The sequence below is a fragment of the Cronobacter muytjensii ATCC 51329 genome (genome assembly GCF_001277195.1).
GTDB lineage: Bacteria > Pseudomonadota > Gammaproteobacteria > Enterobacterales > Enterobacteriaceae > Cronobacter > Cronobacter muytjensii.
This window is the reverse complement of sequence record NZ_CP012268.1, coordinates 3141989-3167341: the sequence shown is the minus strand read 5'-3', so window position 1 is coordinate 3167341 and position 25353 is coordinate 3141989. Positions and strand designations below refer to the sequence as shown.

21 protein-coding genes are annotated in these 25353 nt (G+C 56.0%); 17 read left to right on the top strand and 4 right to left on the bottom strand.

The annotated features are described in order from the left end of the window. Positions 1-43: 43 nt before the first annotated feature. Positions 44-1471: a serine endoprotease DegP gene (gene degP / locus AFK63_RS14625; RefSeq protein WP_038864706.1), complete on the top strand. Its 1428-nt coding sequence runs from the start codon at positions 44-46 to the stop codon at positions 1469-1471. 67 nt (positions 1472-1538) lie between these two features. Here degP and AFK63_RS14620 read toward each other — a convergent pair whose 3' ends face one another. From AFK63_RS14620 to map, 4 genes are all read right to left on the bottom strand, one after another. Then, on the bottom strand, positions 1539-1928 hold the full coding sequence (locus AFK63_RS14620) for a DUF3461 family protein (protein WP_007718082.1): 390 nt from the start codon (positions 1926-1928) through the stop codon (positions 1539-1541). Positions 1929-2037: 109 nt separating this feature from the next. Beyond that, the gene (gene dapD, locus AFK63_RS14615; protein ID WP_038864704.1) at positions 2038-2862 is read right to left on the bottom strand and encodes a 2,3,4,5-tetrahydropyridine-2,6-dicarboxylate N-succinyltransferase; all 825 of its coding nucleotides are present in this window, start codon (positions 2860-2862) and stop codon (positions 2038-2040) included. 42 nt (positions 2863-2904) lie between these two features. Then, a complete protein-coding gene (gene glnD / locus AFK63_RS14610) occupies positions 2905-5580 on the bottom strand; it encodes a bifunctional uridylyltransferase/uridylyl-removing protein GlnD (RefSeq protein ID WP_038864889.1) in 2676 nt (891 codons plus the stop codon). A gap of 42 nt (positions 5581-5622) precedes the next feature. Then, positions 5623-6417: a type I methionyl aminopeptidase gene (gene map / locus AFK63_RS14605; RefSeq protein ID WP_038864703.1), complete on the bottom strand. Its 795-nt coding sequence runs from the start codon at positions 6415-6417 to the stop codon at positions 5623-5625. Between the two features lie 309 nt (positions 6418-6726). Between map and rpsB the strand changes: the two genes are divergently transcribed. From rpsB to dnaE, 16 genes are all read left to right on the top strand, one after another. Further along, on the top strand, positions 6727-7452 hold the full coding sequence (gene rpsB, locus AFK63_RS14600; RefSeq protein ID WP_032984084.1) for a 30S ribosomal protein S2: 726 nt from the start codon (positions 6727-6729) through the stop codon (positions 7450-7452). A gap of 156 nt (positions 7453-7608) precedes the next feature. Further along, positions 7609-8460, top strand: a complete 852-nt coding sequence (gene tsf / locus AFK63_RS14595; protein ID WP_038864702.1) for a translation elongation factor Ts — start codon at positions 7609-7611, stop codon at positions 8458-8460. 146 nt (positions 8461-8606) lie between these two features. After that, on the top strand, positions 8607-9332 hold the full coding sequence (pyrH, locus tag AFK63_RS14590; RefSeq protein ID WP_007666699.1) for a UMP kinase: 726 nt from the start codon (positions 8607-8609) through the stop codon (positions 9330-9332). A gap of 168 nt (positions 9333-9500) precedes the next feature. Continuing rightward, entirely contained in the window at positions 9501-10058 is a 558-nt protein-coding gene (gene frr, locus AFK63_RS14585; protein ID WP_038864701.1) for a ribosome recycling factor, read from the top strand. A 124-nt stretch (positions 10059-10182) separates the two neighbouring features. After that, positions 10183-11379 (top strand): 1-deoxy-D-xylulose-5-phosphate reductoisomerase, encoded by a 1197-nt coding sequence (gene ispC, locus AFK63_RS14580; RefSeq protein WP_038864700.1) that lies wholly within the window; start codon positions 10183-10185, stop codon positions 11377-11379. Positions 11380-11567: 188 nt separating this feature from the next. After that, a complete protein-coding gene (gene ispU / locus AFK63_RS14575) occupies positions 11568-12326 on the top strand; it encodes a (2E,6E)-farnesyl-diphosphate-specific ditrans,polycis-undecaprenyl-diphosphate synthase (protein WP_012815355.1) in 759 nt (252 codons plus the stop codon). Positions 12327-12338: 12 nt separating this feature from the next. Further along, positions 12339-13196 carry a phosphatidate cytidylyltransferase gene (gene cdsA / locus AFK63_RS14570; RefSeq protein ID WP_038864699.1) on the top strand — a complete coding sequence of 286 codons (858 nt, stop codon included), beginning with the start codon at positions 12339-12341 and terminating at the stop codon, positions 13194-13196. A gap of 11 nt (positions 13197-13207) precedes the next feature. After that, positions 13208-14560, top strand: coding sequence for a sigma E protease regulator RseP (gene rseP / locus AFK63_RS14565; RefSeq protein ID WP_038864698.1), 1353 nt, complete (start codon positions 13208-13210; stop codon positions 14558-14560). A 30-nt stretch (positions 14561-14590) separates the two neighbouring features. Further along, entirely contained in the window at positions 14591-17005 is a 2415-nt protein-coding gene (gene bamA, locus AFK63_RS14560) for an outer membrane protein assembly factor BamA (protein ID WP_038864696.1), read from the top strand. A gap of 122 nt (positions 17006-17127) precedes the next feature. Continuing rightward, the gene (gene skp / locus AFK63_RS14555) at positions 17128-17622 is read left to right on the top strand and encodes a molecular chaperone Skp (protein ID WP_038864694.1); all 495 of its coding nucleotides are present in this window, start codon (positions 17128-17130) and stop codon (positions 17620-17622) included. 3 nt (positions 17623-17625) lie between these two features. Continuing rightward, entirely contained in the window at positions 17626-18651 is a 1026-nt protein-coding gene (gene lpxD / locus AFK63_RS14550) for a UDP-3-O-(3-hydroxymyristoyl)glucosamine N-acyltransferase (protein ID WP_038864692.1), read from the top strand. A 116-nt stretch (positions 18652-18767) separates the two neighbouring features. Next, positions 18768-19223: a 3-hydroxyacyl-ACP dehydratase FabZ gene (gene fabZ / locus AFK63_RS14545; RefSeq protein WP_004386127.1), complete on the top strand. Its 456-nt coding sequence runs from the start codon at positions 18768-18770 to the stop codon at positions 19221-19223. Between the two features lie 3 nt (positions 19224-19226). Then, positions 19227-20015, top strand: coding sequence for an acyl-ACP--UDP-N-acetylglucosamine O-acyltransferase (gene lpxA / locus AFK63_RS14540; protein ID WP_038864685.1), 789 nt, complete (start codon positions 19227-19229; stop codon positions 20013-20015). After that, entirely contained in the window at positions 20015-21157 is a 1143-nt protein-coding gene (gene lpxB / locus AFK63_RS14535; RefSeq protein ID WP_038864683.1) for a lipid-A-disaccharide synthase, read from the top strand. Before lpxA ends, lpxB begins: the two co-directional genes overlap by 1 nt. Beyond that, positions 21154-21750: a ribonuclease HII gene (rnhB, locus tag AFK63_RS14530; protein WP_038864681.1), complete on the top strand. Its 597-nt coding sequence runs from the start codon at positions 21154-21156 to the stop codon at positions 21748-21750. The genes lpxB and rnhB overlap by 4 nt, the downstream gene beginning before the upstream one ends. Before the next feature lie 27 nt (positions 21751-21777). Continuing rightward, on the top strand, positions 21778-25260 hold the full coding sequence (gene dnaE, locus AFK63_RS14525) for a DNA polymerase III subunit alpha (protein ID WP_038864679.1): 3483 nt from the start codon (positions 21778-21780) through the stop codon (positions 25258-25260). The last annotated feature ends 93 nt before the right edge of the window (positions 25261-25353 follow it).

Genomic DNA, 25353 nt, shown 5'->3' with positions numbered 1-25353 from the left:
CACAGCAATTTATTTGCGTTACTTGTTAGTTGGGAATGAAACGATGAAAAAAACCACGTTAGCAATGAGTGCGCTGGCTCTGAGCCTTGGGCTGGCGTTAAGCCCGGCTTCCTTCGCCGCTGAGACGGCGTCTGCGGTGACGTCGCAGGCGATGCCGAGCCTGGCGCCGATGCTGGAAAAAGTGATGCCTTCTGTTGTCAGCATTAACGTTGAAGGTAGCACGACGGTGAATACGCCGCGTATGCCACGCAACTTCCAGCAGTTCTTCGGCGATGATTCGCCGTTCTGCCAGGAAGGCTCGCCGTTCCAGAGCTCCCCATTCTGTCAGGGTGGGCCTGGCGGTGGTGACGGCGGCGGTCAGCAGCAGAAATTCATGGCGCTGGGCTCCGGCGTGATTATCGACGCTGCCAAAGGCTATGTGGTGACCAATAACCACGTGGTGGATAACGCCACCACCATCAAAGTACAGCTGAGCGACGGTCGCAAGCTGGATGCCAAAATCGTGGGTAAAGATCCGCGCTCCGACATTGCGCTTATCCAGATTCAGGATCCGAAAAACCTGACCGCGATTAAGCTTGCGGATTCTGACAGCCTGCGCGTTGGCGATTACGCGGTCGCTATCGGTAACCCGTTTGGTCTTGGTGAAACCGTGACCTCAGGTATCGTCTCCGCGCTGGGCCGCAGCGGCCTGAACGCCGAGAACTATGAAAACTTCATCCAGACCGACGCGGCGATTAACCGTGGGAACTCCGGCGGTGCGCTGGTTAACCTGAACGGCGAGCTTATCGGTATCAACACCGCGATTCTGGCGCCGGACGGCGGCAACATCGGCATCGGCTTTGCTATCCCGAGCAACATGGTGAAAAGCCTGACGTCGCAGATGGTGGAATATGGCCAGGTGAAACGCGGCGAGCTGGGGATTATGGGCACCGAACTGAACTCTGAACTCGCCAAAGCAATGAAAGTGGACGCCCAGCGCGGCGCATTCGTAAGCCAGGTGCTGGCGAACTCTTCCGCCGCGAAAGCGGGCGTGAAAGCGGGCGACGTGATTGTTTCGCTTAATGGCAAGCCGATTAACAGCTTCGCGGCGCTGCGTGCGCAGGTCGGCACAATGCCGGTCGGTACGAAACTGACGCTTGGTCTGCTGCGTGACGGCAAACCGGTGAATGTGGAGATGGAACTGCAGCAAAGCAGCCAGACGCAGGTAGATTCGTCTTCTATCTTCAGCGGCATCGAAGGGGCGGAAATGAGCAACCGCAGCGGCAAGGATAAAGGCGTGATGGTCAGCAGCGTGAAAGCGGGCTCGCCTGCGGCGCGCATCGGCCTGAAGAAAGGGGATATCATCGTCGGCGCGAACCAGCAGCCGGTGAACAATATCGCCGAACTGCGCAAAATCCTCGACAGCAAGCCGTCTGTGCTGGCGCTGAATATCCAGCGCGGCGACAGCTCTATCTACCTGCTGATGCAGTAATGGGTCAGCGAAAAGAAAAGGCCGCAAATGCGGCCTTTTTTACGTCTGATGCCTGGCGAGAATGCGCTTATTTATTGCGGGTAAGCTTTTCGAGATCGGATTCGATCTCAGAAATCTTATTCGCCACCACGCTTTCCAGATGGCGCAGGTCATCGAGGATTTTGCGTTTCAGATCGACTTCGGTGCGATCGCGCTGGCAGATTTGATCCAGCTCGTCTATCACATAGCGCAGGTTAGGGCTAATCTCCTGCACTTCTTTGTAACCCTGACCGACGCCGTCGGCGACCACGGTTTTGCGCTGGCGTGGGTATTTAAACTTCACGCTTTTGGCGAAGAACTCGCCTCTATCCTTATGAAAGTAGATCTTCAGGATATCGTTGTTCGCTTCCTGGCGCAGACTGTAACGGTCGATTTCATCAGGATTGGTTATGCCAAGACTCTTAAGATTGTCGTACATAGCGATCCCCCTGGGGAAATATTAACCTTTAGATAATTAACGAAAAGATCCCTTTGCGCCACCTTCAAATGTGAAAAAGGCGGGTCAGGCCCGCCTTTTTTCGTTCTGCTTAGTCGATAGTACGCAGCAGTTCGTTGATGCCCACCTTGCCGCGGGTCTTCGCGTCGACTTTCTTGACGATCACCGCGCAGTAGAGGCTGTATTTACCGTCTTTCGACGGCAGGTTGCCGGATACCACCACGGAGCCTGCCGGTACGCGGCCATAGAAGACTTCGCCGGTTTCGCGGTCATAAATTTTGGTGCTCTGGCCGATGTAGACGCCCATAGAGATAACAGAGCCCTCTTCGACGATAACGCCTTCTACCACTTCAGAACGCGCGCCGATAAAGCAGTTGTCTTCGATGATAGTCGGGTTCGCCTGCAGCGGCTCCAGTACGCCGCCGATGCCGACGCCGCCGGAGAGGTGAACATTTTTACCGATCTGCGCGCAGGAGCCGACGGTCGCCCAGGTATCTACCATGGTGCCTTCGTCGACATACGCGCCGATGTTGACGTAAGACGGCATCAGCACCGTGTTGCGGGCGATAAACGCGCCCTGACGGACGGCTGCCGGCGGCACCACGCGGAAGCCTTCTTTCTGGAAACGCGCTTCGTCGTAGTGGGCGAATTTCATCGGCACTTTATCGAAGTAGCGGCTTTCGGCGCCTTCGATAACCTGATTGTCGTTAATGCGAAAGGAGAGCAGCACCGCTTTTTTCAGCCACTGGTGGGTGATCCACTCGCCGTTGATCTTCTCTGCGACGCGCAGTTCGCCGCTATCCAGCAGGGCGATAACCTGGTTAACCGCCTCGCGGGTGACGGCATCGACGTTCGCCGGAGTGATATCGGCGCGGCGCTCGAAAGCGGATTCAATAACGTTCTGTAGCTGCTGCATAATTAGCTTCTTTCCTGATAACTTTTGGGTATTAAAAATTCACTACACTTTATCGTTTGGATTGAGGGCCTCTGTCAACCGTTGTCTCACCTCCTGCTGGAGCAGATTATTAAGCCCACGCCGGTCCGCTGTCGCGATTATAAATAAATCTTCTACTCGCTCGCCGATAGTGCTGATTCGGGCGCCATGAAGCGAAATACCGAGGTCGGCGAAGACCTGGCCGACGCGCGCCAGAAGCCCTGGCTGATCGAGCGCGATAAGCTCCAGAAACGACTTTCTTTCCGTGTGGGTCGGCAGGAAATTGACCTCGGTATCTACCGTAAAGTGACGCAACTTAGCGGGCTGGCGTCGCGGCTGCGGCGGTTGCCAGGTGCGCTGTGTGATGGCCTGTTCGAGCCCGTGGCGAATCGCCTCGTGACGGTCGGCCGAGAGCGGGCTGCCGTCCGGCTCCAGCACAATAAAGGTATCCATCGCCATGTCGTCGCGGGTGGTGAAGATCTGCGCGTCGTGGACGCTCAGGTTGCGTCGGTCTAGCTCGGCGCAGACTGCGGCGAACAGGTAAGGGCGGTCCGGGCTCCAGATGAAGATCTCGGTGCCGCCGCGTGTCGCCTGCGGGCTTAGCAGGATCAGCGGCTGGCTGAGATCGTGTCGGAGGAGATGGCGCGCGTGCCAGGCGAGTTGATTCGGGCTGTGACGCACGAAGTAGTTGGCGCGACAGCGTCCCCAGATATGGTGCAGCGCTTCTTCGTCGATGTTTTCCATCCGCAACAGCGCGAGCGCCTGCAACTGATGGTGACGCACCCGCTCGCGCATATCGGGCGTGCTTTGCATACCGCGGCGCAGCTGTTTCTCGGTGGCGAAGTAGAGCTCGCGCAGCAGGCTTTGCTTCCAGCTGTTCCAGAGCGTTTCGTTGGTGGCGCAGATATCCGCCACCGTCAGGCAGATCAGATAACGCAGCCGGTTCTCCGTCTGCACTTCCTCGGCGAACTGTTTAATGACTTCCGGATCCTGAATGTCGCGGCGCTGCGCGGTGACGGACATCAGCAGATGATGACGCACCAGCCAGGCGACCAGTTGCGTTTCGCGCGAGTTCAGGCCGTGCAGTTCGGCGAATTTCAGAATGTCCTGCGCGCCCAGCACCGAGTGGTCGCCGCCGCGTCCTTTGGCGATATCGTGAAACAGCGCGGCGATAAGAATCAACTCAGGGTGCGACAGGCGCGGCCAGAGCTCCACGCAGAGCGGATGTTTCGGGCGGGTCTCTTCTTTGGCGAAGCTCTCCAGCTTCAGCAACACGCGAATGGTGTGTTCATCCACCGTGTAGGCGTGGAAGAGGTCGAACTGCATCTGCCCGACAATATGCGACCACTGCGGCATATAGGCCCACAGCACGCTGTGGCGGTGCATCGGCAGCAGGCCGCGGCTGACCGCGCCGGGGTGGCGCAGCATCGCCAGAAATAGCGACCGGGCCTCGGGGATGTAGCACAGCGGCTGTTTAAGATGGCGGCGTGCGTGACGCAGGTGGCGCAGCGTGGTGGAATAAATGCCGGTGATATCCCGGTTGCGCACCATCATATAAAACATGCGCAGAATCGCCTGCGGCTCGCGAATAAAGAGCGTTTCATCGCGCAGGTCGATAAGTGAGCCGCGCAGCTGGAAGTCATCATCCAGTACCCGCGGTTTTTCGTCGGTCGTCAGGGCGAGGATCGCTTCATCGAACAGTTGCAGCAGCATCTGGTTGAGCTCGCCGACGCGGCGCGTGACGCGGTAAAAATCCTTCATCATATGCTCGACCGGCTCGTTGCCTTCGCCTTCGTAACGCAGACGCTGGGCCACGCTAAGCTGGCGGTCGAAGAGCAGACGGTTATCGTAGCGGTTGAGCTCCAGATGGAGCGCGAAGCGGATGCGCCAGAGCAGGTGCTGGCATTCGTCGAGCTCGTTACGCTCCGCTTCGGTCAGAAAGCCGAAGCCGACCATTTCCCGCAATGACGTAGCCCCAAAGTGACGGCGCGCCACCCATTGCAGGGTGTGGATGTCGCGCAGGCCGCCGGGGCTGCTTTTAATATCCGGTTCGAGATTGTAGCTGGTGCCGTGATAGCGCTGGTGGCGCTCGTTCTGTTCCTCTACCTTCGCCGCGAAAAATTTCTCGGAAGGCCAGAAGCCGTCGCTGAAAATGTGCTTTTGCAGTTCAAGAAACAGCGCCACGTCGCCAATGAGCAGGCGTGATTCAATCAGGTTGGTGGCGACAGTGAGATCAGATAACCCTTCCAGCAGGCACTCTTCAAGGGTGCGCACGCTGTGGCCGACCTCAAGCTTGACGTCCCACAGGAGTGTCAGCAGTTCGCCCACCTTTTGCGCCTGCGCGTCAGACAGACGCTTGCGGCTCAGGATAAGCAGATCGATATCCGAAAGCGGGTGCAGCTCGCCGCGCCCGTACCCGCCAACGGCCACCAGCGCGGTATCCGGCGTTTCGCCGAAACCGGCGGCAAGCCACAGGCGTTGCAGAAGTTGATCGATAAATTCGGTGCGGGCTTCAATCAGCTGTTCGGCGGTAAAACCGTCGTCAAAGGCGGCGCTGAGCCACTGCTGGAAAGCGTCAAGATGCTGTTTTATCTGCGCGCAGGTGAGCGCGTCGGCAGGCCAGGTGGCGGGGTTTTCAGGCTGTCCGGGAAGAGGAGCGAGCGTGGTATTCACAGACTGTTCGGGTAATGTGTTGCTCATCATGCGCCACCCATAAAAAAGCCGGCGTTTGCCGGCTTCTTATTAATCGTTATGCGAAATGATGTTGGGTATGGTGTCGTCTTTACGCAACGTCAGAATTTCGCAGCCGTTATCCGTCACCACAATAGTATGCTCGTACTGCGCAGACAAGCTGCGATCCTTGGTTTTCACCGTCCAGCCGTCCTTCATAGTACGGATGCGGTAGTCGCCAGCGTTGACCATCGGCTCTACCGTGAAAGTCATGCCCGGCTGCAGCACCACGCCGCCGTCGTCAGCATCGTAATGCAGCACCTGCGGCTCTTCATGGAAGCCGCGGCCAATGCCGTGACCGCAATATTCGCGCACGACGGAAAAACCCTGCGCTTCAACGAATTTCTGAATCGCGGCGCCGAGGCTGCGCAGGCGAATGCCAGGCTTGACCATGCGCAGCGCGACATACAGGCTCTCCTGCGTGATGCGGCACAGGCGCTCGCCCAGAATGGTCGGCTTGCCGACGATAAACATTTTAGAGGTGTCGCCGTGATACTCATCTTTAATAACGGTCACGTCGATGTTGACGATATCGCCGTCTTTCAGCAGCTTGCCGTCGTCCGGAATACCGTGGCATACGACTTCGTTAACGGAGATGCAGACGGATTTCGGAAAGCCGTGATAGTTGAGGCTCGCGGAGATCGCGTGCTGGTGATTCGTAATGTAATCGTGACAGAGACGATCCAATTCGCCGGTGCTGACGCCCGGTTTTACGTGTTCTTCGATCATCTCAAGCACTTCAGCGGCAAGCCTGCCCGCAACGCGCATTTTCTCGATTTCTTCAGGAGTTTTGATTGAAATAGCCATAATCTGGTCCGCTGGTGCCGGAAAATTCGGCAATACTGATAAATGTAAAACAATGGTATCAGGGCATCAGGAAGGTGCCAAATTGAGAATCATTAAGGGCGACTCCCGTGAACAATTATTGGAGTCCCTGGCGAATTTGTGATATAAAGCGCGCCGGACTTCTGTACCAGAATCCTGGCACAGAGGCGACTACTCTCACTTTGTGTAATAACACACACGTATCGGCACATATTCCGGGGTGCCCTTCGGGGTCGGTAATATGGGATACGTGGAGGCATAACCCCAACTTTTAAACAGAGGTTTTAAATCATGGCAACTGTTTCCATGCGCGACATGCTCAAGGCTGGTGTTCACTTCGGTCACCAGACCCGTTACTGGAACCCGAAAATGAAGCCGTTCATCTTCGGTGCGCGTAACAAAGTTCACATCATCAACCTTGAGAAAACCGTACCGATGTTCAACGAAGCCCTGGCTGAGCTGAGCAAAATTTCTTCCCGTAAAGGTAAGATTCTGTTCGTCGGTACCAAACGCGCTGCAAGCGAAGCGGTGAAAGAAGCTGCTAACAGCTGCGACCAGTTCTTCGTGAACCATCGCTGGCTGGGCGGTATGCTGACTAACTGGAAAACCGTTCGTCAGTCCATCAAGCGCCTGAAAGATCTGGAAACTCAGTCTCAGGACGGCACCTTCGATAAGCTGACCAAAAAAGAAGCGCTGATGCGCACTCGTGAGCTGGACAAGCTGGAAAACAGCCTCGGCGGTATCAAAGACATGGGCGGCCTGCCGGACGCACTGTTCGTTATCGACGCTGACCACGAGCACATCGCTATCAAAGAAGCAAACAACCTGGGTATCCCGGTATTTGCTATCGTTGATACCAACTCCGATCCGGACGGTGTTGACTTCGTTATCCCGGGTAACGATGACGCCATCCGTGCTGTCAGCCTGTACCTGAATGCTGTTGCTGCAACCGTTCGTGAAGGCCGCTCTCAGGATCTGGCTTCTCAGGCGGAAGAAAGCTTCGTAGAAGCTGAATAATAAGGCATGCTCTTTTAGAGCCCTTATTAACCAGGTAGTAACAAGTTTGGTTAGGGGGCCTGTCTCAGGCTCCCTTTTTTGTTTGAGTCGGGCGTGCCGGAGCCTTCCGGCAGGCCTGGACTTATCTCCCCGCACGAGATAACCGAGGATTAAAGAATGGCTGAAATTACCGCTTCCCTGGTAAAAGAGCTGCGCGAACGTACTGGCGCAGGCATGATGGAATGTAAAAAAGCTCTGGTTGAAGCTAATGGCGACATCGAGCTGGCTATCGAAAACATGCGTAAGTCTGGCGCGATCAAAGCGGCGAAAAAAGCAGGCAACGTAGCTGCTGACGGCGTGATCAAAACCAAGATCGAAGGCAACTACGGCGTTATCCTGGAAGTTAACTGCCAGACCGACTTCGTTGCTAAAGACGGCGGTTTCCAGGCGTTCGCTGACAAAGTACTGGACGCTGCTTTTGCGGGCAAAATCACTGATGTTGAAGCACTGAAAGCGCAGTTCGAAGAAGAGCGCGTTGCACTGGTTGCCAAAATCGGTGAAAACATCAACATCCGTCGCGTTGCCTCTCTGGAAGGCGACGTTCTGGCAAGCTACCTGCACGGCGCGCGTATCGGTGTTCTGGTTGCGGCTAAAAACGCTGACGAAGAGCTGGTTAAACAGCTGGCGATGCACGTTGCTGCAAGCAAGCCGGAATTCGTTAAGCCGGAAGACGTGTCTGCTGAAGTGGTAGAAAAAGAGTACCAGGTTCAGCTGGACATCGCCATGCAGTCTGGCAAGCCGAAAGAAATCGCTGAGAAAATGGTTGAAGGCCGCATGAAGAAGTTCACCGGCGAAGTTTCTCTGACCGGTCAGCCTTTCGTCATGGACCCGAGCAAAACCGTTGCTCAGCTGCTCAAAGAGCATAACGCTGACGTAACCAACTTCATCCGCTTCGAAGTGGGTGAAGGCATCCAGAAAGTTGAGACTGACTTCGCAGCCGAAGTTGCTGCAATGTCCCGCCAGTCTTAATGGTGTAAAAGAGCCGCCTGAGGGCGGCTCCTTTTTATCCGTCATTCATAAATTTCGGCCTGCTCTTATATAGCCAGAGCCGGAATGCGACGCATCATGTCGCCTGAATTAACCATCCCATTCGTTGACAGTTCCAGGAAAGAAACATGGCTACCAATGCAAAACCCGTCTATAAACGCATTCTGCTCAAGCTGAGTGGCGAAGCGCTGCAAGGAGCAGAGGGCTTCGGTATCGATGCGAGCATACTGGATCGCATGGCGCAGGAAATTAAAGAGCTGGTGGAGCTGGGCATCCAGGTCGGGGTGGTGATCGGCGGCGGCAACTTATTCCGCGGCGCGGGCCTGGCGAAAGCCGGGATGAACCGCGTTGTGGGCGACCACATGGGCATGCTGGCGACCGTGATGAATGGCCTTGCCATGCGCGACGCGCTGCACCGCGCCTATGTTAACGCTCGCCTGATGTCCGCCTTCCCGTTAAACGGCGTGTGCGACAATTACAGCTGGGCTGAAGCTATCAGCCTGCTGCGCAACAACCGCGTGGTCATTCTGTCTGCCGGCACCGGCAACCCGTTCTTCACCACCGATTCCGCCGCCTGCCTGCGCGGTATCGAAATTGAAGCCGACGTGGTGCTGAAAGCCACCAAAGTTGACGGCGTTTACTCTGCAGATCCGATGCAGGATCCGACCGCGACGCTTTACGATCAGCTCTCTTACCAGGAAGTACTGGAAAAAGAGTTGAAAGTCATGGATCTGGCGGCCTTTACGCTTGCCCGCGACCACAAATTGCCGATTCGCGTATTCAACATGAACAAACCGGGCGCGCTGCGTCGCGTCGTCATGGGCGAAAAAGAAGGCACTCTGATTACAGAATAATTTTCGTTTTCAGGGAATCAGGGTAAGATTCCGCTTTAAAATCGGTTTCCGTGACCAGGCGACCCGTCGGGTGCCGCAAGACAAATAAGGCTATACTTAGCACGCAGCCGCAAGGCATCGTGGCGCAGGTGTGGTCTGCCTGATAACCAGTTTTCAAGGATTCGTAACGTGATTAGCGATATCAGAAAAGATGCTGAAGTACGCATGGAAAAATGCGTTGAAGCATTTAAAACCCAAATCAGCAAAGTGCGCACCGGCCGCGCTTCCCCGAGCCTGCTTGACGGCATCGTGGTGGAATATTACGGCACGCCGACGCCGCTGCGTCAGCTGGCTAACGTCACCGTAGAAGATTCCCGTACGCTGAAAATCAACGTGTTTGACCGCTCTATGGGGCCGGCCGTTGAGAAAGCGATTATGGCCTCCGATCTTGGCCTGAATCCGAGCTCCGCAGGCAGCGATATCCGCGTTCCGCTGCCGCCGCTGACCGAAGAGCGTCGTAAAGACCTCATCAAAGTGGTCCGTGGAGAAGCCGAGCAGGCGCGTGTGGCTATCCGTAACGTGCGTCGCGACGCGAACGATAAAGTCAAAGCGCTGCTGAAAGATAAAGAAATTGGCGAAGATGAAGATCGTCGTTCTCAGGACGACGTTCAGAAAATGACTGACGCCGCCATCAAGAAAGTGGACGCGGCGCTGGCCGATAAAGAAGCCGAACTGCTGCAGTTCTGATCCCTTTCTGATGATACTGTAAACGCCGTACAGAAGAGCCGCCTCGCGGTTCTTGCTGGCGGCGTTTTGCATTGGATCGCGCGCCTGCGCGATGCGTTTACTCTTATTTCACGTTGAGCGCCTCATGAAGCATTTAACCATTCTCGGCTCTACCGGCTCTATCGGTTGCAGCACCCTTGATGTAATCCGCCATAATCCGGATAAATTTTCGGTTACCGCGCTGGTGGCGGGCAAGAATGTCGCCCGAATGGTTGAGCAGTGCCTGGAGTTTCGTCCTCGTTTTGCGGTGATGGATAATGATGAGAGCGCGGCCGCGCTGCGCGCTGCGCTGCGCGAGCAGGGCAGTCAGACCGAGGTGCTGGCCGGACGCGATGCAGCGTGTGAAATGGCGTCGCTTGACGAAGTGACGCAGGTCATGGCGGCCATTGTCGGCGCTGCCGGGCTTCTGCCGACGCTTGCGGCTATCGCGGCCGGTAAGCAAGTGTTACTGGCGAATAAAGAGTCGCTGGTTACCTGCGGACGGTTGTTTATGGACGCCGTGGCCCGCAGCGGCGCGCAGTTGCTGCCGGTGGACAGCGAGCACAACGCGATTTTTCAGAGTTTACCGGCAACAATTCAACACAACCTGGGGTACGCTAAACTTGAGGAAAGCGGAGTCTCTTCGATTATCCTCACCGGATCTGGTGGACCGTTTCGACAAACGCCGTTATCTGACCTGGCGGCAATGACGCCGGACCAGGCGTGCCGTCATCCTAACTGGTCGATGGGGCGTAAAATATCTGTCGATTCGGCTACCATGATGAATAAAGGTCTCGAATACATTGAAGCTCGCTGGCTGTTTAACGCCCGGGCAGACCAGATGGAAGTGCTGATTCATCCACAGTCGGTGATTCATTCTATGGTGCGTTATGCCGACGGCAGCGTGCTGGCTCAACTGGGCGAACCCGATATGCGCACCCCCATCGCGCATACGATGGCCTGGCCGGCGCGAGTCCCTTCCGGCGTATCGCCTCTGGATTTTTGCAAGATAGCGACGCTGAGTTTCTGCGAGCCAGATTATCAGCGATACCCGTGTCTGAAGCTTGCCATGGACGCGTTTGAGCACGGGCAAGCGGCGACGACGGCGCTTAACGCGGCGAACGAAATCACGGTCGCCGCTTTCCTTGCCGGAGAGATTCGTTTTACGGATATCGCAGCGCTCAATCAGGCGGTGCTGGATGAAATGGATCTTCGCGAACCGCAAAGTGTGGATGAAGTGCTCACCGTTGATGCCGAAGCGCGCAATATGGCGCACAAACGGGTGACAGGTCTCGCAAGCTGATGATTAATCACGCGGCGAAGGCGACGTTATTTGTGAGCGCTCTGCTTCGGTGATATAGTCTGCGCCACCTGAATACGGGTGGGTGAGCCTGGCCGGTCGGGCGAGCCGTGGTTGTCACGGCTTTTTTATGCAAAGGCTTCAGTATTCCTGAGTACCGCTTAATCCTTATCAGGGAATAAATACGCGTTATGTTGTCTGTAAATCTTCCATTAAGCGAAAACTTGCCCGCACATGGCGCGCGCCATGTTGCCATTATTATGGATGGCAATGGTCGCTGGGCGAAAAGACAAGGGAAAATCCGAGCCTTTGGTCATAAAGCAGGGGCGAAGTCAGTTCGCCGCGCGGTCTCTTTCGCTGCAAACAATGGTATTGAGGCACTGACGCTTTACGCATTCAGCAGCGAGAACTGGAACCGCCCCGCTCAGGAAGTCAGCGCGCTGATGGAGTTATTCGTCTGGGCGCTCGATAGCGAAGTCAAAAGCCTGCATCGCCATAACGTGCGTCTGCGGGTCATCGGCGATATCAGCCGCTTCAACACCCGTTTACAGGACCGTATCCACAAAGCCGAGGCGTTAACCAGCCAGAATAGCGGGCTGACGTTGAATATCGCCGCGAATTATGGCGGTCGTTGGGATATTATTCAGGGAGTGCAGCATTTAGCGGCACAGGTCCAGGAAGGTCTGTTGCGTCCTGACCAGATTGATGAAGAGATGCTCAGTAAGCAGATCTGCATGAATGAGTTGGCTCCCGTAGATTTAGTGATTAGGACAGGGGGAGAACATCGCATCAGTAATTTCCTGCTGTGGCAAATCGCCTATGCAGAACTCTATTTTACCGATGTTCTCTGGCCTGATTTTGATGAACAAGACTTTGAAGGTGCGCTAAATGCCTTTGCCAACCGGGAACGCCGGTTCGGCGGCACGGCACCTGGCGGCATCGATGCCTGATGGGGGTAGCTTTTGCTGAAGTATCGCCTGATTTCTGCGTTTGTTTTAATACCGGTTGTTATCGCCGCGCTGTTTCTGTTGCCGCCGATGGGTTTCGCAATCGCCACGCTGGTCGTCTGCGTTCTGGCCGCCTGGGAATGGGGGCAACTGAGCGGTTTCGTTTCCCGATCTCAACGGGTGTGGCTGGCGCTGCTTTGCGGGCTGCTTCTGGCGCTGATGCTGTTTTTTCTGCCCATTTACCAGACGCCGATTGACGTTCCGTTGGTAGAAGGTGCGCTCTGGGCGTCGCTGGCATGGTGGGTGATCGCCTTATTACTGGTGCTTTTCTACCCAAATTCTGCCTCTTTCTGGCGCCATTCTAAAGCGCTGAGGCTGGTGTTCGGTCTGCTGACTATTGTGCCGTTTTTCTGGGGCATGGTGGCGTTGCGCGCCTGGCACTATGACGCCAATCACTACAGTGGCGCGCTCTGGCTGCTTTACGTCATGTTCCTGGTGTGGGGGGCGGATTCCGGCGCCTATATGTTCGGTAAGATGTTCGGCAAGCATAAGCTCGCGCCGAAAGTCTCTCCGGGGAAGACCTGGCAGGGCTTTATCGGCGGGCTGTTTACCGCGGCTATCATCTCCTGGATTTACGGCGCGTGGGCGGATCTTAACGTTGCGCCTGCCACGCTTCTGACCTGTTCCATCGTTGCCGCACTGGCCTCTGTGCTCGGCGATTTGACGGAAAGTATGTTCAAGCGCGAAGCGGGCATTAAAGACAGCGGACATTTGATCCCGGGCCATGGCGGCATTCTGGATCGCATCGATAGCCTGACGGCGGCGGTGCCGGTGTTCGCCTGCCTGCTGCTGCTGGTCTTCAGGACGATTTAACGGAATAAATTATGTTGAGCATACTCTGGAATCTGGCGGCGTTTATCATCGCACTGGGCGTTCTTATCACGGTGCATGAGTTCGGCCATTTCTGGGTTGCCCGCAAAGCGGGAGTGCGTGTGGAACGTTTTTCCGTCGGCTTTGGTAAAGCCCTGTGGCGGCGCACTGACCGCCACGGCACGGAATACGTTATCGCCCTCATCCCGCTGGGCGGCTATGTCAAAATGCTCGACGAGCGCGTGGAGCCGGTTGCGCCGGAACTGCGCCACCAGGCTTTCAACAATAAAACCGTGGCGCAACGCGCCGCGATTATCGCAGCCGGCCCCCTCGCTAATTTCCTTTTCGCTATCTTCGCCTACTGGCTCGTTTTCATGATGGGCGTGCCGGGTCTCAAACCCGTCATTGGTGAAATAACGCCCAATTCCATCGCCGCGCAGGCACAAATCGCACCAGGCACGGAACTAAAAGCCGTTGACGGCATCGAAACGCCAGACTGGGATGCTGTGCGTCTCGAACTGGTTGGTCGTATCGGCGAAGAGAACGTGACGCTAAGTGTCGTAACGCCTGGTGACAGCACCGCTACGGATAAAGTGCTCGATCTGCGTCAGTGGCAGTTCGAGCCAGATAAAGAGGATCCGGTGGCATCGCTTGGCATTCGGCCTTTCGGGCCGAAGATTGAACCAGTGCTTGCGCAGGTGCAGCCAAAGTCGGCCGCCAGCAAAGCGGGTTTGCAAGCCGGAGACAGGATCGTTAAAGTCGATGGGCAGCCGCTCAGTGAGTGGTCCGACTTTGTGACGACGGTGCGGGATAATCCGGCGCGTCCGCTCGCAATCGAGATAGAAAGACAGGGGAGCCCCTTGTCTTTAACGCTGATACCGGATACAAAACCCGGTAACGAAAAGGCGGAAGGGTTTGCAGGCGTGGTGCCGAAAATTGCGCCGCTGCCCGATGAGTACAAAACTGTGCGCCAGTATGGGCCGTTCAACGCCATCACAGAAGCTACAGCGAAAACGTGGCAACTGATGAAGCTGACGGTCAACATGCTGGGAAAATTACTGACCGGCGACGTTAAGCTGAACAACCTCAGTGGGCCAATCTCGATTGCCCAGGGCGCAGGGATGTCAGCGGAGTTCGGATTGATTTACTACCTGATGTTTCTGGCGCTGATCAGCGTGAACTTAGGCATTATCAATCTGTTCCCGTTACCCGTACTCGACGGGGGACATTTACTGTTTCTGGCGATTGAGAAGCTTAAAGGCGGGCCGGTTTCCGAGCGAGTTCAAGACTTTAGTTATCGCATTGGCTCTATTTTGCTGGTGCTGTTAATGGGGCTTGCACTTTTCAATGATTTCTCTCGGCTATAGAGAGCAGGTTAGGAAGAACGCATAACAACGATGGCGATGAAAAAGTTGCTCATAGCGTCGCTGCTGTTTAGCAGCGCCACCGTATACGGTGCAGACGGGTTCGTAGTGAAGGACATTCATTTCGAAGGCCTGCAGCGAGTCGCCGTTGGTGCGGCCCTCCTCAGCATGCCGGTTCGCGTAGGCGACACGGTTAATGACGAGGATATCAGTAATACTATCCGCGCGCTGTTTGCCTCCGGCAACTTCGAGGATGTGCGGGTGCTGCGCGACGGCGATACGCTGCTCGTTCAGGTGAAAGAGCGCCCGACGATCGCCAGCATCACTTTCTCCGGCAACAAGTCGGTGAAAGATGACATGCTTAAGCAGAACCTCGAAGCCTCTGGCGTGCGCGTCGGCGAATCCCTTGACCGCACCACGCTTTCCGATATCGAAAAAGGTCTGGAAGATTTCTATTACAGCGTCGGTAAATATAGCGCCAGCGTAAAAGCTGTCGTGACGCCGCTGCCGCGTAACCGCGTTGACCTGAAGCTGGTCTTCCAGGAAGGCGTTTCGGCGAAAATCCAACAGATCAACATCGTCGGCAACCGCGCCTTCAGTACCGAAGAGCTAATTTCCAACTTCCAGCTGCGCGACGAAGTGCCATGGTGGAACGTGGTCGGCGATCGCAAATACCAGAAGCAAAAGCTTCAGGGCGATCTCGAAACGCTGCGCAGCTACTACCTCGACCGCGGTTACGCGCGCTTTAATATCGACTCCACGCAGGTCAGCCTGACGCCGGACAAAAAAGGCATCTACGTCACCATCAACGTAACCGAAGGCGATCAGTACAAGATTGCTGGTGTTGAAGTGAGCGGCAACCTGGCGGGTCACTCCGCAGAAATCGAGTCGCTGACCAAAATGCAGCCGGGCGAGCTTTACAACGGCACGAAAGTGACCCGTATGGAAGACGACATTAAAAAGCTGCTTGGCCGTTACGGTTATGCGTATCCCCGAGTGCAGACGCAGCCGGAAATCAACGATGCCGATAAGACCGTTAAGTTGCATGTCAATGTCGATTCCGGCAACCGCTTCTATGTGCGTAAGATCCGTTTTGAGGGTAACGACACCTCAAAAGACGCCGTACTGCGTCGCGAAATGCGTCAGATGGAAGGCGCGTGGCTCGGCAGCGACCTGGTCGATCAGGGTAAAGAGCGTCTGAACCGTCTCGGCTATTTTGAAACCGTGGATGTGGATACGCAGCGCGTCTCTGGCAGCCCGGATCAGGTCGATGTGGTGTACAAGGTTAAAGAACGCAACACCGGCAGCTTTAACTTCGGCGTGGGTTACGGCACAGAAAGCGGCGTGAGCTTCCAGGTAGGTGTGCAGCAGGATAACTGGCTCGGTACCGGTTATTCCGTTGGCATCAACGGTACCAAAAACGATTACCAGACCTACTCCGAGTTCTCCGTCACCAACCCGTACTTTACGGTAGATGGCGTAAGCCTCGGCGGACGCATTTTCTACAACGATTTTAAAGCGGATGATGCGGATCTCTCCTCCTACACCAATAAAAGTTACGGTGTGGACGGGACGTTGGGCTTCCCGGTTAACGAATACAACACGCTGCGCCTCGGCTTAGGGTACGTGCATAACGACCTGTCGAATATGGAACCGCAGGTGGCGATGTGGCGTTATCTTGACTCCTTAGGCCAGAGCGCGAAAACAACGTCCGATGACAACGGTTTCTCGGCGGATGACTTCACGCTGAACTACGGCTGGACCTACAACAACCTTGACCGCGGTTTCTTCCCGACGGCGGGGTCGCGTGTGAACCTGAACGGTAAAGTGACGATTCCGGGCTCTGATAACGAGTTCTACAAAGTCACGCTCGATACGGCGACCTATGTCCCGATTGATGAAGACCACAAATGGGTGGTGCTGGGTCGTACGCGCTGGGGTTACGGCGACGGTCTGAGCGGCAAAGAGATGCCGTTCTATGAAAACTTCTACGCGGGCGGTTCAAGCACCGTGCGTGGCTTCCAGTCCAACAACATCGGTCCTAAAGCCGTTTACTACAGCGGTCCGGGTCTGGATAACTGTGACAAAGCCGCAGGCGGTTACTGTTCGTCCGACGATGCGGTCGGCGGTAACGCAATGGGCGTAGCAAGCCTTGAGTTCATTACCCCGACGCCGTTCCTGAGCGAGAAATATGCGAATTCCGTCCGTACCTCGCTGTTTGTTGACGCGGGTACCGTCTGGGATACTAACTGGCAGAACTCCGCTGCCATGCGTGCGGCGGGCGTGCCGGATTATAGCGATCCGAGCAACATCCGTATGTCTGCGGGTATCGCCTTACAATGGATGTCTCCGCTGGGGCCGCTGGTGTTCTCATACGCTCAGCCGTTCAAGAAATACGATGGAGACGAAGCGGAACAGTTCCAGTTCAATATTGGCAAGACCTGGTAATGTTCGTTACAAGGGAATGCGTTTAGCAGTCGCGATGACTTTCGGTGCGTGCGCATAGCACGCATCCGGGCCACGCAAAGAATAGTGCCTTCGGGCACATATGGGATGGTAAGGAGTTTATTGTGAAAAAGTGGTTATTCGCTGCAGGTCTTGGCCTGGCAATGGCAGCATCAGCTCAGGCTGCTGACAAGATCGCTGTAGTTAACATGGGTAATCTGTTCCAGCAGGTTGCACAGAGCACGGGCGTATCCAAAACGCTGGAAAACGAGTTCAAAGGCCGCGCCGGCGAACTGCAGCGTATGGAAACCGACCTGCAATCCAAAATGCAGCGTCTGCAGCGTGACGGCTCAACCATGAAGGCGAGCGAGCGCAGCAAACTTGAGAAAGACGTCATGGCGGGTCGCCAGGAGTTCTCCGGTAAAGCGCAGCAGTTCGAGCAGGATCGCGCGCGTCGCTCTAACGAAGAGCGCGGCAAGCTGGTTAACCGTATTCAGGCTGCCGTTAAAAAAGTGGCTGCTGACCAGGATATCGATCTGGTGGTAGACGCTAATACTGTGGCTTACACCAGCAGCGATGTGAAAGATATCACCGCTGATGTGCTGAAACAGGTTAAATAAGTAATGCCTTCAATTCGACTGGCTGATTTAGCTCAACAGTTGGATGCGGAGTTACACGGTGATGGCGATATCGTCATCACCGGCGTCGCTTCCATGCAATCTGCAAAGGGTGGGCAAATCACGTTCATGGTAAACCCGCGTTATCGTGAACAACTGGCGCACTGCCAGGCCTCTGCGGTCGTGATGACCGAGGCCGATCTTCCTTTTGCCAACAGCGCCGCGCTGGTAGTGAAGAATCCCTACCTGACTTATGCGCGCATGGCTCAGATTCTCGACACCACGCCGCAGCCGGCGGCCAGCATTGCGCCCAGCGCGGTGATTGACCCCTCGGCGCGGCTTGGCAATAACGTGGCCGTCGGTGCCAATGCTGTGATTGAATCCGGCGTTGAGCTTGGCGACAACGTCATTATCGGCCCTGGCTGCTTTGTCGGTAAAAACAGCAAGCTCGGCACCGGCACTCGCCTGTGGGCGAACGTCAGTATTTATCATGATATTCAGATTGGCGAACACTGCCTGATTCAGTCCAGTACCGTTATCGGCGCGGACGGCTTTGGTTACGCCAATGATCGTGGTAATTGGGTTAAAATTCCACAGCTTGGCCGCGTGATTATCGGCGATCGCGTCGAGATCGGCGCTTGTACGACGATCGACCGCGGCGCGCTGGATGACACGATTATCGGCAATGGCGTGATTATTGATAATCAGTGCCAGATTGCACATAACGTCGTGATTGGCGACAATACGGCGGTCGCGGGCGGCGTCATCATGGCAGGCAGCCTGAAAATCGGCCGCTACTGCATGATTGGCGGCGCCAGCGTGATTAACGGCCATATGGAAATCTGCGACAAAGTAACGGTAACAGGGATGGGGATGGTGATGCGTCCTATTACTGAACCTGGGGTCTACTCTTCAGGCATACCGCTGCAACCGAACAAAGTGTGGCGCAAAACGGCGGCGCTGGTGATGAATATTGATGAAATGAACAAACGCTTAAAAGCAGTTGAGCGTAAAGTCACTCAGCAAGACTGACTCGCCGGTTAATAAAGCCTGCCCGCCAACAGAACCGCGGCCTGCAAGCGATCCAGAATCGCCGCAGGCCGTGTTATTATTGCCCATTCAGTATATTTTTAGACAGGAAGAGTATTTTGACTACTGAAACTCATACTCTGCACATTGAAGAGATTTTAGAGCTTCTGCCGCACCGTTATCCATTCCTGCTGGTGGATCGCGTGCTGGATTTTGAGGAAGGTCGTTTTCTACGCGCAGTAAAAAATGTCTCTGTTAACGAGCCTTTTTTCCAGGGTCACTTTCCTGGTAAACCCATTTTTCCGGGTGTGTTGATTTTAGAAGCCATGGCGCAAGCCACCGGTATTCTGGCTTTCAAAAGCGTTGGCAAACTGGAACCGGGTGAACTTTACTATTTTGCAGGCATCGATGAAGCGCGCTTTAAGCGTCCTGTCGTGCCAGGCGACCAGATGGTGATGGAAGTTACCTTTGAAAAAACGCGCCGTGGAGTCACTCGCTTCAAAGGCGTCGCGCTGGTTGACGGTAAAGTGGTTTGTGAAGCCACCATGATGTGTGCACGGAGCCGGGAGGCCTGATACGTGATTGATAAGACCGCCTTTATTCATCCCACTGCCATTGTGGAAGAGGGCGCCGTTATTGGTGCCAACGCCCACATTGGTCCGTTTTGTATTGTCGGCCCTGATGTCAAAATCGGTGAAGGTACCGTACTGAAGTCTCATGTTGTCGTGAATGGTCATACTACGATCGGGCGCGATAATGAGATCTATCAGTTCGCTTCCATCGGTGAGGTTAACCAGGATCTGAAATATGCTGGTGAACCGACCCGCGTCGAGATTGGCGATCGCAACCGCATTCGCGAAAGCGTCACCATTCATCGCGGCACGGAACAGGGAGGTGGTCTGACGAAGGTGGGCAGCGACAATCTGCTGATGATCAATGCGCACGTCGCGCACGATTGTACTGTCGGCAGCCGCTGCATTCTTGCCAATAACGCCACGCTTGCCGGGCACGTCTCTGTCGATGATTTCGCTATCATCGGCGGCATGACGGCCGTGCATCAGTTCTGCATCATCGGAGCGCACGTCATGGTTGGCGGCTGTTCCGGTGTCGCGCAGGACGTACCGCCTTACGTGATAGCTCAGGGTAACCACGCGACTCCGTTTGGCGTGAACATCGAAGGGCTTAAGCGTCGCGGCTTCAGCAAAGAAGCGCTGCACGCTATTCGTAACGCTTACAAGCTGCTTTACCGCAGCGGTAAGACGCTGGATGAGGTGAAGCCAGAAATCGCAGAGATTGCCGCAAAGCATCCTGAAGTGCAGCCGTTCTACGATTTCTTTGCCCGCTCCACGCGTGGTCTGATTCGTTAATGACCCGTCCCCTGACGATTGCCCTGGTCGCCGGAGAAACCTCCGGCGATATTCTTGGTGCCGGTCTCATCCGGGCGCTCAAGGCGCGCGTGCCGAACGCGCGTTTTGTCGGCGTCGCCGGTCCGCGTATGCAGGCCGAAGGCTGCGAAGCCTGGTATGAGATGGAAGAGCTGGCCGTGATGGGGATAGTGGAAGTGCTGGGCCGCCTGCGCCGCCTGCTGCATATCCGCGCTGACCTCACGCAGCGCTTCACCGCGTTAAAGCCGGATGTATTCGTCGGTATCGACGCGCCGGATTTTAACATCACGCTTGAAGGTAACCTGAAACAGCAGGGTATTCGCACTATTCACTACGTCAGCCCTTCCGTCTGGGCCTGGCGCCAGAAACGCGTTTTCAAAATAGGCAGAGCCACCGATCTGGTGCTCGCGTTTCTGCCTTTCGAAAAAGCGTTTTATGACAAATTTAACGTTCCGTGTCGTTTTATCGGCCATACCATGGCCGACGCCATGCCGCTTGATCCGGATAAAAACGCGGCGCGCGACGTCCTGGGCATCGCCCATGACGCCCGCTGTCTGGCCCTGTTGCCGGGCAGCCGTAGCGCGGAAGTTGAAATGCTGAGCGCGGATTTCCTGAAAACCGCGCTGCGTTTGCGCGAACATTATCCCGATCTCGAAATCGTCGTACCGCTGGTGAACGCGAAACGGCGTGAACAATTCGAGCGCATCAAAGCGGAAGTCGCGCCGGCACTCACCGCGCACCTGCTTGACGGACATGCGCGCGAGGCGATGATCGCCAGTGACGCGGCGCTGCTCGCTTCCGGTACCGCCGCGCTCGAATGTATGCTGGCCAAATGCCCGATGGTGGTCGGCTACCGTATGAAGCCATTCACTTTCTGGCTCGCCAAACGGCTGGTCAAAACTGAATTTGTGTCGCTGCCGAACCTGCTTGCCGGTCGCGAACTGGTCAAAGAGCTGCTGCAGGACGACTGCGAGCCGCAGAAGCTCGCCGCCGCGTTGTTGCCGCTGCTGGCCGACGGCAAACAGAGCCATGAGATGCACGACACTTTCCGTAAACTGCATCAGCAGATCCGCTGCAATGCCGATGAACAGGCGGCGGACGCGGTGCTGGAACTGGCGCAATGATGGAATTTATCTATCCGCACACGCACCTGGTGGCGGGCGTTGACGAAGTGGGCCGCGGCCCGCTGGTCGGCGCCGTGGTCACCGCTGCGGTGATCCTCGATCCGCTCAAGCCCATTGTCGGGCTGGCGGATTCCAAAAAGCTGTCAGAAAAGCGTCGCCTCGCGCTCTTTGATGAGATTAAAGAGAAGGCGATCGCCTGGAGCCTCGGTCGCGCGGAGCCGCACGAAATTGACGAGCTGAATATTCTTCATGCCACAATGCTGGCAATGCAGCGCGCGGTCGCCGGCCTCGCCGTGACGCCGGAGTATGTGCTGGTGGACGGCAATCGCTGTCCGGCTTTGCCGATGCCCAGTATGGCGGTCGTTAAAGGCGATAGCCGGGTGGCAGAAATCAGCGCCGCGTCGATACTGGCTAAAGTTACGCGCGATGCGGAAATGGCTGAACTGGACCTCACCTTTCCTCAGTATGGATTCGCTCAGCATAAGGGCTATCCTACCGCCTTTCATCTTGAGCGGCTGGCCGAGCACGGCGCGACGGCTCACCATCGGCGCAGTTTCGCGCCGGTCAAACGCGCGCTGGGCCTCGCCTCTTAACAGACACAGAGTTAACCGGAAACAGAAATGGCTGAACCTCGTTTTGTGCACCTGAGAGTGCACAGTGACTATTCCATGATCGATGGACTGGCTAAAACGGGGCCGCTGGTAAAAAAGGCGGCCGCGCTTGGCATGCCTGCCTTTGCCATCACCGACTTCACCAACCTGTGCGGGCTGGTGAAATTTTATGGCGGCGCGCATGGCGTCGGCGTGAAACCGATTATCGGCGCCGACTTCAATATGCAGTGCGAACTGCTGGGCGACGATTTTTCCCATATTACGGTACTGGCGGCGAATAATACCGGCTATCAGAACCTGACGTTGCTCATCTCGCGGGCCTATCAGCGTGGCTACGGCGCTTTAGGGCCGTGGATTGACCAGCAGTGGCTGGTGGAGCTTGGCGAAGGGCTGATTCTGCTTTCCGGCGGTCGTCAGGGTGACGTTGGTAAGTGTTTACTTCGTGGTAATAACGTTATGGCCGAGCAAGCGCTGGCGTTTTACCAGGAACACTTCCCGGATCGCTACTATCTTGAGCTTATCCGTACCGGTCGCCCGGATGAAGAGCGCTATCTGCACGCGGCGGTCGCGCTGGCGGAAGAAAAAGGCGTGCCGGTTGTCGCCACCAATGACGTGCGCTTTATCGAGCCTGGCGATTTCGACGCCCATGAAATTCGCGTCGCCATCCATGATGGCTTTACGCTTGATGACCCTAAAAGGCCGCGTCATTATTCGCCGCAGCAATATCTGCGTACCGAAGACGAAATGTGCGAGCTGTTCGCCGATATTCCGGAAGCGCTGGAAAACAGCGTCGAGATTGCCCGTCGCTGTAACGTAACGGTGCGCCTGGGTGAATACTTCCTGCCGAAATTCCCGACTGGCGACATGACCACCGAGGATTTCCTGGTCATGAAATCGAAAGAGGGGCTGGAAGAGCGCCTGGAGTTCCTGTTCCCGGATCCGGAAGTGCGTGCGCAAAAGCGCCCGGAATATGACGAACGCCTGGATATCGAGCTTCAGGTGATAAACCAGATGGGCTTTCCTGGCTACTTTCTGATCGTGATGGAGTTTATCCAGTGGTCGAAGGATAACGGCATTCCGGTGGGGCCGGGGCGTGGTTCGGGCGCGGGATCGCTTGTGGCGTACGCGCTGAAAATCACCGATCTCGATCCGCTGGAGTTCGACCTGCTGTTTGAACGTTTCCTTAACCCGGAACGTGTCTCTATGCCCGACTTTGACGTTGACTTCTGCATGGAGAAACGCGACCAGGTCATCGAACACGTGGCGGACATGTACGGCCGCGAGGCGGTATCGCAGATTATCACTTTCGGTACGATGGCGGCGAAAGCGGTTATTCGCGACGTGGGCCGTGTACTGGGCCACCCTTACGGGTTCGTCGATCGTATATCGAAGCTGGTGCCGCCGGATCCGGGCATGACGCTTGCCAAAGCGTTTGAAGCTGAGCCGCAACTGCAGGAGATTTATGATGCCGATGAAGAGGTGAAAGCCCTCATCGACATGGCGCGCAAGCTCGAAGGCGTCACGCGTAACGCCGGTAAGCACGCCGGTGGCGTGGTGATTGCGCCGACGCAAATCACCGATTTCGCGCCGCTTTATTGCGACGAAATGGGCCAGCATCCGGTCACCCAGTTCGATAAAAACGATGTCGAATACGCAGGGCTGGTGAAGTTCGACTTCCTGGGTCTGCGCACGCTGACCATTATCAACTGGGCGCTGGAGATGATTAACGCCCGGCGCGCGAAGCAGGGGCTGGAGCCCATTGATATTGCGGCGATCCCGCTTGATGACAAAAAAAGCTTCGACATGCTGCAGCGCTCGGAAACCACTGCGGTGTTCCAGCTTGAATCGCGCGGCATGAAAGACCTTATCAAGCGTCTTCAGCCGGACTGCTTTGAAGATATGATAGCCCTCGTGGCCCTGTTCCGTCCGGGGCCATTGCAGTCGGGCATGGTTGATAACTTTATCGACCGTAAGCACGGCCGCGAGGCTATTTCCTACCCGGATATCCAGTGGCAGCATGAAAGCCTCAAGCCGGTGCTGGAGCCGACCTACGGCATTATTCTGTATCAGGAACAGGTGATGCAGATAGCCCAGGTGCTCTCGGGCTATACCCTTGGCGGCGCGGATATGCTGCGTCGCGCCATGGGTAAAAAGAAACCTGAAGAGATGGCCAAGCAGCGCTCCATTTTTGAAGATGGCGCGAAAAATAACGGCGTCGACGGCGAGCTGGCGATGAAAATCTTTGACCTGGTGGAGAAATTCGCCGGATACGGATTTAACAAATCGCACTCCGCCGCCTATGCTTTGGTGTCATACCAGACGCTGTGGCTTAAAGCCCACTACCCGGCGGAATTCATGGCGGCGGTGATGACGGCCGATATGGACAACACGGATAAAGTGGTCGGGCTGGTGGATGAGTGCTGGCGCATGGGGCTTAAGATCCTGCCGCCGGATATCAACTCCGGGCTGTATCATTTCCATGTCAATGACGACGGGGAGATTGTCTACGGCATCGGCGCGATTAAAGGCGTTGGTGAAGGCCCTATCGAGGCCATTATCGAGGCGCGTAATAAAGACGGCTACTTCCGCGAGCTGTTCGATCTCTGCGCCCGCACCGACACCAAAAAGCTCAACCGGCGGGTGCTGGAAAAACTGATCATGTCCGGGGCGTTCGACCGTCTCGGGCCGCACCGCGCCGCGCTGATGAATTCGCTCGGCGACGCGCTGAAAGCGGCGGATCAACATGCGAAAGCCGAGGCGATAGGCCAGGCGGATATGTTCGGCGTGCTGGCGGAAGAGCCGGAGCAGGTCGAGCAGTCCTACGCGAACTGCCAGCCGTGGCCGGAGCAGGTGGTGCTGGAGGGCGAGCGCGAAACGCTGGGGCTGTACCTGACCGGGCACCCGATTAACCAGTACCTGAAAGAGATCGAGCGATATGTCGGTGGCATGCGCTTAAAAGATATGCACCCGACCGAACGTGGCAAAGTGACCACGGCGGCGGGTCTGATAATTTCCGCGCGGGTAATGGTCACCAAGCGCGGCAATCGTATCGGCATCTGTACGCTGGATGACCGTTCCGGGCGTCTTGAAGTGATGTTGTTCACTGACGCGCTGGAAAAATACCAGCATCTGCTGGAAAAAGACCGAATCCTTATCGTCAGCGGACAGGTCAGCTTTGATGACTTCAGCGGGGGCCTTAAAATGACCGCCCGCGAAGTCATGGACATTGACGAAGCCCGCGAAAAGTATGCGCGCGGGCTTGCTATCTCGCTGACGGACAGGCAAATTGATGACCAGCTTTTAAACCGACTCCGTCAGTCTCTGGAACCCCACCGTTCGGGAACCATTCCAGTACATCTCTACTATCAGAGGGCGGATGCACGCGCCCGGCTGCGCTTTGGCGCGACGTGGCGTGTCTCTCCGAACGATCGTTTACTCAACGATCTGCGCGGCCTGATTGGTTCGGAACAGGTGGAACTGGAGTTTGACTGATGCGCTGCATCAGGTTCCGGGAGCCTCACTGGACGCAATCCGCGTGGCCTGCCAGGTTCGGAGCAGGTGGAACTGGAGTTTGACTAATACAGG